This is a genomic window from Acidiphilium cryptum JF-5 (assembly GCF_000016725.1).
In the GTDB taxonomy this organism is placed as follows: Bacteria; Pseudomonadota; Alphaproteobacteria; order Acetobacterales; family Acetobacteraceae; genus Acidiphilium; species Acidiphilium multivorum.
The window spans coordinates 2716836-2728625 of record NC_009484.1 but is presented as its reverse complement, the minus strand read 5'-3'; the positions used below and the strand labels follow the sequence as shown (position 1 = coordinate 2728625).

Genomic DNA, 11790 nt, shown 5'->3' with positions numbered 1-11790 from the left:
TATCTCCCCGATCCGCAAGGATGGAGGAAGAGACATGAAACAATCCGCCCTCAGGGCCGTCGTTCTGGCCCTCGCGCTGACCGGTCTCGCCACCGCGCTCGCCGGCTGCGTCTACTACCCCTATGGCGGCCCCGGCTATTACGGCGGCGGCTACTATCACGGCGGCTGGCATCACGACGACGACGACCGCTGATGAACTGAGCCCGTCCCGGGCCTGATCATGGCAGGCATCCCGCCTGCCGCAAGGTGGCCGCCTTGCGGCCCGTCGTGTCCCTCATATACAACCGACCGGATGGCGCCCCAGGGCGCCGCCGGAACACGACAAAAGGGGGATAACGATGACCGAAAGCGCACCGCTCGACGAGGCAATCCGCACGGCCCTGCTTTCGGTCTCGACCGCGACTCTCACCACCGTGCTGCTCAAGAAGGGCCTGCGCAATGTCTGGCTGCGCGGCACGGCGCCGCTCGCCCCCGGCCAGGGCCGCAAGGTCGGCCGCGCCTTCACGCTGCGCTTCGTCCCCGCCCGCGAGGATCTCGCCACCCCCGCCTCCTGGGCCTCGCCCATCTCCACCCGCGCCGCGATCGAGGCGATGCCCGAAGGCTGCATCGCCGTCGCGGATGCGATGGGCATCACCGATGCCGGCATTTTCGGCGACATTCTCTGCGCCCGCATGGGCAAGCGCGGCGTCGCCGGCCTCGTCACCGACGGGGTGATGCGCGATCTCGCCGGCGTGCTCGGCACCGGCCTGCCGGTCTGGTGCCGCGGCGCCGCCGCACCGCCCTCGGTCGCCGGCCTCACCTTCGTCGCCTGGCAGCAGCCCATCGCCTGCGGCGGCGTCGCCGTCTTCCCGAACGACGTGATCGTGGTCGATGACGACGGCGCCGTGGTCATCCCCCAGGCCCTGCTCGACGAGGTGGTGCCCGAGGCGATCGAGCAGGAGGCGCTGGAAGCCTGGATCATGACCGAGATCGACCGCGGCGTGCCGCTCCCCGGCCTCTACCCCGCCAACGCCGAAACCAAAGCCCGCTACGAAGCCTTCCGCGCCAGCCGGAAGGCCTGACCGTGTCGGGCTTGCGCAAGGGCCTGACCAGCTACGGCGATGCCGGCTTCTCGCTTTTTCTCCGCAAGGCCTTCATCAAGGCGATGGGCTATTCCGACGATGCGCTGGACCGCCCCATCATCGGCATCACCAACACCGGCAGCGACTACAACCCCTGCCACGGCAACAGCCCCGACCTGATCGAGGCCGCCAAGCGCGGCGTCATGCTCGCCGGCGGCCTGCCGATGGTCTTCCCCACCATCTCCATCGGCGAGAGCTTCGCGCACCCCACCTCGATGTTCCTGCGCAACCTGATGGCGATGGACACCGAGGAAATGATCCGCGCCCAGCCGATGGACGCCGTCATCGTCATCGGCGGCTGCGACAAGACGCTCCCCGCCCAGCTCATGGGGGCGATCAGCACCAACCTGCCCACCATCGTCGTCCCCACCGGCCCGATGGTCGTCGGCCACCACAAGGGCGAGGTGCTCGGCGCCTGCACCGATTGCCGCCGCCTCTGGGGAATGCACCGCGCCGGGCAGATCGACGCCGCCGAAATCGAGACCATCAGCGGCCGCCTCGCCCCCTCGGTCGGCACCTGCATGGTGATGGGCACCGCCAGCACCATGGCCTGCGTGATCGAGGCGCTCGGGTTCTCGCTCCCCATGAGTGCCACAATCCCCGCCGTCCATGCCGAGCGCCGCCGCATCGCCGAGGCCAGCGGCAAGCGCATCGTCGACCTGGCGAAAGCCGGCGCGCCCCGCCCGCGCGACCTCATCACGCCCGCCGCCTTGCGCAACGCCCTCACCGTCCTGCAAGCCATCGGCGGCTCGACCAACGGCATCATCCATCTCACCGCCATGGCCGGCCGCGCCGGAACAAGAATCGAACTCGAAACGGTGGACGAGATCGGCCGCAACGTCCCCGTCCTGGTCGACCTGAAACCCTCCGGCGATCACTACATGGAGCATTTCCACCATGCCGGCGGCGTCCCCCGCCTGCTGCGCGAACTTTCGCGCCATCTCGATCCTGCGTCCCCCACCGTCAGCGGCCGGACCATCGGCGAGATCGCCGAAGCCGCCGAGATCGTCCCCGGCCAGACCGTCATCCGCGGCGCGGACAAGCCGCTGAAATCCACCGGCGCCCTCGCCGTGCTGCGCGGCAATCTCTGCCCGCGCGGCGCCGTCATCAAGCAATCCGCCGCCTCGCCGCATCTGCTGAGCCACACCGGCCCGGCCCTCGTGTTTGAAAATGTCGAGGACATGGCGGCGAGAATCGATTCCGACGAGCTGGACGTCACACCCGAGACCGTCCTCGTCCTGCGCAATACCGGTCCCATCGGCGCGCCCGGCATGCCGGAGGCCGGCTACCTGCCCATCCCGCGCAAGCTCGCCCGCGCCGGCGTGAAGGACATGGTGCGGATCTCGGATGCGCGGATGAGCGGCACCGCCTTCGGCACCATCGTGCTGCACATCGCCCCGGAATCGGCGGCCGGCGGCCCGCTCGCCCTGGTCCGCACCGGCGATCCGATCCGGCTCGACGTCGCGGCGCGAACGCTCGACCTGCTGATCGACGATGCCGAATGGCAGCGCCGCGCCGCCGAACATGCCGCGACGCCAAGGCGCCCGCCGCCCGCGCGCGGCTACGCCCGCCTTTTCGAAACCACCGTGTTGCAGGCCGACGAAGGCTGCGATTTCGATTTCCTGCAGGGAGGCCCACAAGAATGAGCGACCGCCCGAAACTTCTGTTCCTCGGCAGCCTGATGCCGGTCATCGAGGACTCCCTCGAAGCCGGCTTCGAAATCCTCCGTGACGACGGCACCAATCTCGACGCGCTGATCGAGCGTCACGGCGCCGAAATCCGCGGCATCGTCACGCGCGGCCGCCGCCCGACCGACGCCGCGCTGATCGCCCGCCTGCCCGCCCTCGAACTGATCGCCAATTTCGGCGTCGGCTACGACACGGTCGATGCCGTGGCCGCCGCCAAACACGGTGTTATCGTCACCAACACGCCGGACGTGCTGAGCGACGAGATGGGCGATTTCACCGTCGGCCTGCTGCTCGCCACCATCCGCACCCTGCCCGCGGCCGAGCGTTTCCTGCGCGCGGGAAAATGGCTGCACGATGCCTTCCCCCTCGGCAACAGCCTGCGCGGCCGGCGCATCGGCATCGCCGGCATGGGCCGCATCGGCCAAGTCATCGCCCGTCGCCTCTCCGGCTTCGACCTGCCGATTTCATATCACTCTCGCAACAGGGTTCCGCATCTCGACTATCCGCATTTTCCCTCGCTCGTCGAACTTGCCGCCAATGTCGACGTGCTCATCGTCGTGCTCCCCGGCGGCCCGGCGACGCGCCATGCGGTGAACGCCGAGGTGCTCGCGGCGCTTGGTCCCGACGGCGTCCTGATCAACGTCGCGCGCGGCACGGTCGTCGACGAAGCCGCGTTGATCGACGCACTCGGCAGCCGGAAAATCCTCGCCGCCGGCCTCGATGTTTTCGAAGACGAGCCGCGCGTGCCGGCAGCCCTTCTCGCCTGCGACAACGCCGTGCTGGTCCCCCATGTCGGCACCGCCACGCATCACACGCGCGGCCTGATGGCGGATCTGCTGATCCGCAATGTCCGTGCGTGGTTCGGCGGCGAGGGGCCGATCACGCCTGTCGCCGAGACACCGGCGCCCGGGCGCCGCGCGCCACAAACAGATAGTTCGATATCAAAACAATGAAGCTCGATCATACCGCACGCGGCGTCTTTCCCATCGCCCCCACACCCTTCCTGCCCGACGGCGCGGTCGACACGAAGTCGATCGACACCATGTGTGATTTCTATTTTTCCGCCGGCGCCACCGGCCTGACCATTCTCGGCATCATGGGCGAGGCCCCCAAGCTCGACGCTGACGAGGCGTTAGCCATCTCCCGCCAGGTCATCGGGCGGTGCGAAATTCCCGTCATCGTCGGCGTCTCCGCCCCCGGTTTCGCCGCCATGCGCAACCTTGCCCGTGCGGTGATGGATGCGGGCGCCGCCGGCGTCATGATCGCCCCACCGCCCTCACTGCGCACCGACGACCAGATCGTGACGTATTACCACAACGCGATCGAGGCGATCGGCGGCGAAATCCCGTTCGTGATCCAGGACTACCCGCTCACCCTCTCGGTGATCATGACGCCCGCCGTCATCCGCCGCATCGTCATGGACCTGCCCTCCTGCGTGATGCTCAAGCACGAGGACTGGCCGGGGCTTGAAAAGATCTCCGCGCTGCGCGCCTTCCAGCGCGAGGGCAGCCTGCGCCCGCTTTCGATTCTCACAGGCAATGGCGGGCTCTTTCTCGATTTCGAAATGGAGCGCGGCGCCGACGGCGCGATGACCGGCTACTGTTTCCCCGACATGCTGGCGGATGTCGTCCGCCTCTCGAACGAGGGCAAGCGCGACGAGGCGCACGACCTGTTCGACGCCCACCTGCCGCTGATCCGCTACGAACAGCAGCAGGGCGTCGGCCTCGCCACGCGGAAATACGTGCTGCGGAAGCGCGGCGCCATCGCGCACGATGCCCAGCGTGCCCCCGCCGGCAAGCTCACCGAAACCGCCCGCGCCGAAATCGATTTTCTGCTCCGCCGCCTCGCGAAGCACGATCCACGCGCCCGTTTCTGAAGGATACCGCAAGTGAAAAACCGTTTCGAAGGCAAGACGGCGGTCATCACCGGCGGCGCCGCCGGCATCGGCCTCGCCGCCGCCACGCGCATCATCGCCGAGGGCGGCAACGCGGTATTGTGGGATCGCAGCCGTGACGCGATCGTCGCCGCGGCCCGCGAACTCGGCCCCGCCTGCTCCGGCGAGGCGCTCGACGTCACCGATTTCGCCGCGCTCGAACACGCCGCCGCCGAGGCGGTGCGCGACCATGGCGCGATCGACATCCTCATCGCCGGCGCCGGCATCACCGGCCCCAACACCACCACCTGGGACTATCCGGTCGATGCCTGGCGGCAGGTGATCGAGGTCAACCTCACCGGCATCTTTCTCACCTGCAAGGCGGTGGTGCCGCACATGCGCGCGCGCAACGCCGGGCGCATCGTCAACATCGCCTCGGTCGCCGGCAAGGAAGGCAACCCCAACGCCTCGGCCTACAGCGCGTCGAAGGCCGGCGTCATCGGCCTCACCAAGTCGCTCGGCAAGGAACTCGCCACCACGCCGATCACGGTGAACTGCATCACCCCCGCCGCCGTCCGCACCGCGATCTTCGAGCAGATGAGCCAGCAGCACATCGACTACATGCTCTCGAAAATCCCGATGAACCGCTTCGGCACGGTCGAGGAAATCGCGGCGCTGATCTGCTTCCTCGCCTCCGACGAAGCCTCCTTCAGCACCGGCGCGGTGTTCGACATCTCCGGCGGCCGCGCCACCTACTGACGCGCCGTTATTCCACCGGCGGCGTCCAGCGCCGCAGCAGCAGCGCGTTCGTCACCACGCTCACGCTCGACGCCGCCATCGCCGCCCCCGCCACCATCGGGCTCAGGAACCCGATGGCGGCCAGCGGAATCCCGATCACGTTATAGGCGAAGGCCCAGAACAGCCCCTGGCGGATCTTGCGCATCGTCGCCCGCGCCACATCCAGCGCCGCCGCCACCAGCGCCGGATCGCCGCGCATCAGCGTGATCCCCGCGGTGTGCATCGCGACATCCGATCCGCTCGCCATCGCCATGCCGATATCCGCCGCGGCGAGCGAGGGCGCGTCGTTCACCCCGTCGCCGACCATGGCGACCACGCGGCCCTCCCGCCGCAGCGCCGCCACCGTCGCGGCCTTGCCCTCCGGCAACTGCCCGGCGATTACCTCGTCGATGCCGACGGCCCTCGCCGCCGCCGCCGCACTGCCCGCATTGTCCCCGGTCAGCAGCACCACGCGCCGCCCCTGTGCCCGCAGCGCCGCCACCGCCTCGCGCGCGCCACGCTTCGGCGCATCCCCGAACGCGACCAGCCCGAGCACCCGCCCCTCGCCGATCACCCAGGACACGCTGCGCCCCTCTTCCTCCAGCGCCGTCGCCCGCTCCGCCAGCGCCCCCGGAGCCGCGCCCTGCTCCTCCAGCAACCGCGAACTGCCGATCAGGATTCCGATCCCCCCGACGGTTCCGCTCACGCCCCGCCCGGGCAGCGCCGTCACCCCGCTCGCCGGCCGCGCCGCGACCCCGTCCGCCGCCGCCCGCGCGCACACCGCGCGCGCCAGCGGATGCTCGCTGCCCGCCTGCACCCCCGCCATCACCGCGAGCAGCTCCGCCTCCGAAACCCCCTCGGCCGGCGCCACCGCCACCACCGAGGGTTTCCCCTCCGTCAGCGTGCCGGTCTTGTCGAACACCACGGTATCGACCCGCTCCGCCGCCTCCAGCGCCTCGGCGTCCTTCACCAGGATGCCGTGCCGTGCCGCGACACCGGTCCCCGCCATCACCGCGGTCGGCGTCGCCAGGCCCAGCGCGCAGGGGCAGGCGATCACCAGCACCGCCACCGCGTTCAGGATCGCCGCCGAAACCGTCGCCCCCGCCAGCAGCCATCCCGCCAGCGTCACCGCCGCCACCGCCACCACCGCCGGCACGAACACCGCCGCCACCCGGTCCACCAGCCGTTGGATCGGCGCCTTCTCCGCCTGCGCGGTCTCGACCAGGCGGATGATCTTCGCGAGCGTGGTTTCCGCCCCCACCGCCTCGGTGCGGACGAGCAGAACCCCCTCGCCGTTGATCGCCCCGCCCGGCACGCGCCCGCCCGCCGCCTTCGGCACCGGCAGGCTTTCCCCCGTCAGCATCGAGAGATCGACGGCGGACTCCCCCGCCTCGATCGTCCCGTCCACCGGAATCCGCCCGCCCGGCCGCACCACCACGAGGTCGCCCGTCCGCACCTGGCCGATCGGCACCTCCCGCTCGGCGCCATCCGCCCCGCGCACCAGCGCCGTGGTCGGCCGCAGCGCCTCCAGCGCCTTCAGCGCCGCCCCGGTCTGCCGCCGCGCCCGCGCCTCCAGCCACTTGCCGAACAGGATCAGCGTCGTCACCGTCGCCGCCGAATCGAAATACAGCGGCGGCGCGCCCCGCCCCGTCACCCAGGCCTCGGCCAGCAGCACCGCGCTCAGCCCGTAGGCGGCGCTGGTGCCGAGGGCGACCAGCAGGTCCATGTTCCCCGAGAACGCCCGCGCCGCCGCCCATCCCGCGCGATAGAACCGCGCGCCCAGCCAGAACTGCACCGGTGTGGCCAGCAGCAGCTCGGCCCATCCCGGCAACATGAAGCGCGATCCCGCCATGTGCAGCGCCATGGCGCCGACCAGCGGCACGGTCAGCGCGGCGGCGACGATCACGTGCCGCAGCTCCCGCTGGCCTTCCGCCGCCCGCCGCGCCTCCTCGCCGGCGGCCGCCTCCGGCGCGTCCGCCACCGCGCGCGCCTCGTATCCCGCCTTGCCGATCGCCGCGATCACCGCCGCCGCGTCGAACCCGTGGCCGGAGATCCGCGCCCGCTCGTTGGCGAGGTTGACCGACGCCGCCGCCACCCCCGGCACCTTCCGCGCCGCCCGCTCCACCCGCGCCACGCACGAGGCGCAGGTCATCCCGCCGACCGAAAGGTCGATCACCGTGTCCGCCGCGCTGTCCTGGCGCGTCGCCGCGCCGCTGATCTGGTCCATGGCAAGCTCCTTCGCCGCAGCATATGGGTTTGCCATCGTGGGAAGGTCAAACCCGCGCCCCCCGCGCCGCGCATCCCTGCCCCCATCCGCCGGCCTTGACCTTTCCCCTTGGGCAATCGCCATTTGCATCATGCATCGCATGAAAAGGAGCGAACCATGATCGAGCTCAATGTAGAGGGCATGACCTGCCAGCATTGCGTCCGCGCCGTCACCGAGGCGGTGCGCACCGTCCATCCCGGCGCCGAGGTCGCGGTCGATCTCGAAACCGGCAAGGTGCGGATTCCCGCCGCCGCGGCGCAGGAGCAGCCCGCCCTTGTCGCCGCGATCGAGGAAGAGGGCTACAAGGTGACATCGTCACCCTGAACCCGGAGCCCGGCGCTTGCCCGTCCGTCACCTTCTCCTCGTCGGCGCCGGCCATGCCAGCATCGAGGTGCTGCGCAGCTTCGCGCTGGCGCCGGTGGCCGGGCTGCGGCTGACCGTGCTCACGCCTTCGCCCGCGCTCCGGTATTCGGGAATGCTGCCCGGCATCGTCGCCGGCCACACCGATCCGGCGGCGGGGACGATCGACACGGCCGGCCTCGCCCGCGCCGCCGGCGCCGCCCTCTGCGTCGACCGCGCGAGCTTCGTCGATGCCGGCCGCCGCCGCGTCTTCCGCGATGGCGGCGATCCGGTCGATTACGACCTGCTGGTGCTCGATGTCGGCGCCCCGCCGGCCACGCCCGACGCGCCGCAGGCGCTGCCCGTCCGCCCGGCGGACGAACTGCTCGCCCGCCTCGCCCCGCTCGACGAGGCGGCCGCGCGCCCCGCGCCGTTCCGCATCGCCGTGGTCGGCGGCGGCGCGGCGGGGGTGGAACTGGTCTTCGCGCTCGAAACCCGGCTGCGCGCCCGCCGCGCCGAAGCCGGCGCCGACCCGGCGACGCTGTCCTTCGTGCTGCTGCCCGGCCCGTTCGGCCTGCTGCCGACCCTGCCCGCCGGCGTCGCCCGCCAGGTCCGCGCCCTGTTCGCCGCCCGCGGCATCGAGGTCGGCCCGTCCGGCCTCGCCGGCGCGCCGAAGGACGGCGCGATCCCGCTCGATGACGGCTCGCGGATCGAAGCCGACGTCTCGCTCTGGGCCAGCGGCGCCGCCGCCCCGTCCTGGCTGCGCGGCGGCGGCCTCGCCACCGACGCGAAGGGCTTCGTCGCCGTCGCCCCCACGCTGCGCTCCATCTCGCACGAGAATGTCTTCGCCGCCGGCGACATCGCCGGGTTCGGCGGCATGAAGGTGCCGAAATCCGGGCTTTACGCGGTCCGCCAGGGCCCGGTCCTGGCCGAGAATCTCCGCCGCCATGTCGATGGCCGGCCGCTCCGCCCGTTCCGCCCGCAGCGCGCCGCCCTCTACCTGCTCGCCACCGGGCCGGACCACGCGATCGGCACCCGCAACGGCATCGTCTTTTCCGGCGCCTGGGTCCGCCGCTGGAAGGACCGGATCGACCGCCGCTTCATCGCCCGCTTTTCCACGCCCTGACCGGCTTTCCGCGCCCCCGCCCGCCATTCCGCCCCTTGCTCCGCCGCCCGATCCGCGCCAGAGACGTCGCGGTCCAGGAACATCGCAAGGAGGCGGAAAGCCAGACATGAGCGAAACGGTTCACGACATCCTGCGCGCCCATGCAGGCGCCCGCGCCATCGCCGCGCCCGGCCGCGCGCCGCTGTCCGGCCCCGCCCTCGCCGCGCTGGCGGAGGAGGTGCGCGCCGCCCTGAACGCCCGCGGCATCGGCCGCGGCGACCGTGTGGCCATCGTCCTGCCCAACGGCCCCGCCGCCGCCACCGCCTTCGCCGCCATCGCCGCGATGTGCTGCGCCGCCCCGCTCAACCCCGCCTACAAGGACCAGGAATTCGAATTCTATCTCGACGACCTGAAGCCCCGCGCCGTCATCGTCGCCGCCGGCGCCGACAGCCCGGTGCGCGGCGTCGCCGCGAAACTCGGAATCCCCCTGCTCGACCTCGCCGAGGACGAGTCCGCTCCGGCCGGCGCCTTCACGCTCGACGTCTCCGCCCTGCCCGAAACCCCCGCCGCCAACCCCGGCCCGGCCGAGCCCGAGGACGAGGCGCTGGTCCTGCACACGTCCGGCACCACCGCGCGGCCCAAGATCGTCCCGCTGCGGAGCAAGAACCTCGCCGCCTCGGCGCGGCACATCGCCGCCAGCCTGGCGCTCGCGCCGGACGATCTCTGCCTCAACGTGATGCCGCTGTTCCACATCCACGGGCTGATCGCGGCCACCCTCGCCTCGCTGCGCGCCGGCGGCGCCGTCTGCTGCACGCCGGGCTTCAACGCCTTCCGCTTCTTCTCCTGGCTCGAGGAGGAAAACCCCACCTGGTACACGGCGGTGCCGACCATGCACCAGGCGATCCTGCTCCGCGCCCCCGAGGACGACGCGGTCAGGGCGCTCGCCAATCTGCGCTTCATCCGCTCCTCCTCCGCCTCGCTGCCGCCGCAGGTGATGGCGGCGCTGGAGCAGAAATTCGGCGCCCCGGTGATCGAGGCCTACGGCATGACCGAGGCGGCGCACCAGATGGCCTCCAACCCGCTGCCGCCGCGCGCCCGCAAGGCCGGCTCGGTCGGCATCGCCGCCGGCCCCGAGATCGCCATCATGGACGATGACGGCACGCTGCTGCCGCAGGGCGAAACCGGCGAGGTCGTCATCCGCGGCCCCAACGTCACCGCCGGCTACGCCGCCAACCCCGAGGCCAACGCCAAGGCCTTCACCAATGGCTGGTTCCGCACCGGCGACCAGGGCATGCTCGACGCCGAGGGCTATCTCTTCCTCACCGGCCGGCTCAAGGAGCAGATCAACCGCGGCGGCGAGAAGATCAGCCCGCTGGAGGTCGATGTCGCCCTGCTCGACCATCCGGACATCGCCGAGGTCTGCACCTTCGCCATCCCGCACGACAAGCTGGGCGAGGAGGTGGGCGCCATCGTCGTCCCCCGCGCCGGCACCGCGCCCGACCCGCAGGCGATCCGCGATTTCGCCGCCGGCCGCCTCGCCGCCTTCAAGGTGCCCCGCCGCATCCTGATCATGGAGGCGATCCCCAAGGGCCCGACCGGCAAGGTCCAGCGCGTCGGCCTCGCGTCCCGCCTCGGGATCGAGGCATGACCAGCGTCTGCGTCTTCGGCGCCGGGGCCATCGGCGGCCTCGTCGCCGCCCGGCTGCAAGCCGCCGGCACCGATGTCTCGATCGTCGCCCGCGGCCCGCACCGCGCCGCCATCGAGGCCAACGGGCTTCTGCTCCTCTCCGGCGGAGAAAGAATCCTCACCCGCCCCCGCGTGGCCGATGCCGCCGAGCTCGGCCCGCAGGATTACGTTCTCATCACCCTCAAGGCCCAGGGCATCGAGCCCGCCTTGCCGCAGCTCCGCCACCTGATCGGCCCGCGGACCACCATCATCGCCGCGATCAACGGCATCCCCTGGTGGTACACCTACGGCCTGCCCGCCCCCTTCACCGACCGGCGCATCAAGGCGGTCGATCCCGAGGGCGCGGTCTGGGCCGCGCTGCCGCCGGCGCAGACGCTCGGCTGCATCGTCTATCCCGCCGCCGAGATCGTCGAGCCCGGCGTGGTCAACCACACCTATGGCGACCGCTTCATCCTCGGCGAGCCGGACGGCGCCCGCACCGAGCGCGCCGCCCTGATCAGCCGCCTCATGATCGACGCCGGCCTCAAGGCGCCCGTCCGTCCCCGCATCCGCGACGACATCTGGGTGAAGCTCTGGGGCAACATGGCCTTCAACCCGATCAGCGCGCTGACCGGTGCGACACTCGACGTCATCACCTCCGACCCCGGCACCCGCGCCCTCGCCCGGTCGATGATGCTGGAGGGCGCGGCCATCGCCGAGGCGCTCGGCGTCCGCTTCGCCATCGATGTCGAAAAGCGGATCGACGGCGCGGCCGAGGTCGGCGCGCACAAGACCTCCATGCTCCAGGACCTCGAGCGCGGCCGCCCGATCGAGATCGAGGCGCTGCTCGGCGCCGTGGTCGAGATGGCCGGCTGGGTCGATCTCCCGGCGCCGATCTCCGCCTCGGTGCTCGCCCTCGTGCGCCAGCGTGCCAGAATCGCGGGCGTCTGATCACG

The 11790-nt window shown here is 71.4% G+C and carries 11 protein-coding genes; 10 read left to right on the top strand and 1 reads right to left on the bottom strand.

Going from position 1 to position 11790, the window contains the following annotated elements; translation table 11 throughout:
• Positions 1-34 precede the first annotated feature (34 nt).
• The 6 genes from ACRY_RS19955 (at position 35) to ACRY_RS14820 (ending at position 5441) form a co-directional block, all read left to right on the top strand.
• Positions 35-193 (top strand): hypothetical protein, encoded by a 159-nt coding sequence (locus ACRY_RS19955; RefSeq protein WP_013640841.1) that lies wholly within the window; start codon positions 35-37, stop codon positions 191-193.
• Between the two features lie 145 nt (positions 194-338).
• Positions 339-1061, top strand: coding sequence for a ribonuclease activity regulator RraA (locus ACRY_RS14840; protein ID WP_012040085.1), 723 nt, complete (start codon positions 339-341; stop codon positions 1059-1061).
• Between the two features lie 2 nt (positions 1062-1063).
• Positions 1064-2767, top strand: a complete 1704-nt coding sequence (locus ACRY_RS14835) for an IlvD/Edd family dehydratase (RefSeq protein ID WP_007422349.1) — start codon at positions 1064-1066, stop codon at positions 2765-2767.
• Positions 2764-3762, top strand: coding sequence for a 2-hydroxyacid dehydrogenase (locus ACRY_RS14830; RefSeq protein WP_012040084.1), 999 nt, complete (start codon positions 2764-2766; stop codon positions 3760-3762). Before ACRY_RS14835 ends, ACRY_RS14830 begins: the two co-directional genes overlap by 4 nt.
• Positions 3759-4685 carry a dihydrodipicolinate synthase family protein gene (locus ACRY_RS14825; RefSeq protein WP_012040083.1) on the top strand — a complete coding sequence of 309 codons (927 nt, stop codon included), beginning with the start codon at positions 3759-3761 and terminating at the stop codon, positions 4683-4685. Before ACRY_RS14830 ends, ACRY_RS14825 begins: the two co-directional genes overlap by 4 nt.
• Positions 4686-4697: 12 nt before the next feature.
• Positions 4698-5441, top strand: coding sequence for an SDR family oxidoreductase (locus tag ACRY_RS14820; RefSeq protein WP_007422346.1), 744 nt, complete (start codon positions 4698-4700; stop codon positions 5439-5441).
• A 7-nt stretch (positions 5442-5448) separates the two neighbouring features.
• Here ACRY_RS14820 and ACRY_RS14815 read toward each other — a convergent pair whose 3' ends face one another.
• Positions 5449-7686, bottom strand: coding sequence for a heavy metal translocating P-type ATPase (locus tag ACRY_RS14815; RefSeq protein ID WP_012040082.1), 2238 nt, complete (start codon positions 7684-7686; stop codon positions 5449-5451).
• A 156-nt stretch (positions 7687-7842) separates the two neighbouring features.
• Here ACRY_RS14815 and ACRY_RS14810 point away from each other — a divergent pair, with 156 nt between their 5' ends.
• The 4 genes from ACRY_RS14810 (at position 7843) to ACRY_RS14795 (ending at position 11785) form a co-directional block, all read left to right on the top strand.
• Complete coding sequence (locus tag ACRY_RS14810) at positions 7843-8049, top strand: heavy-metal-associated domain-containing protein (protein ID WP_007423852.1); 207 nt, start codon at positions 7843-7845, stop codon at positions 8047-8049.
• Between the two features lie 16 nt (positions 8050-8065).
• Positions 8066-9190: an FAD-dependent oxidoreductase gene (locus ACRY_RS14805; protein WP_012040081.1), complete on the top strand. Its 1125-nt coding sequence runs from the start codon at positions 8066-8068 to the stop codon at positions 9188-9190.
• Positions 9191-9296: 106 nt separating this feature from the next.
• Positions 9297-10817: an acyl--CoA ligase gene (locus ACRY_RS14800; protein ID WP_012040080.1), complete on the top strand. Its 1521-nt coding sequence runs from the start codon at positions 9297-9299 to the stop codon at positions 10815-10817.
• Entirely contained in the window at positions 10814-11785 is a 972-nt protein-coding gene (locus ACRY_RS14795) for a 2-dehydropantoate 2-reductase (RefSeq protein ID WP_012040079.1), read from the top strand. The genes ACRY_RS14800 and ACRY_RS14795 overlap by 4 nt, the downstream gene beginning before the upstream one ends.
• The last annotated feature ends 5 nt before the right edge of the window (positions 11786-11790 follow it).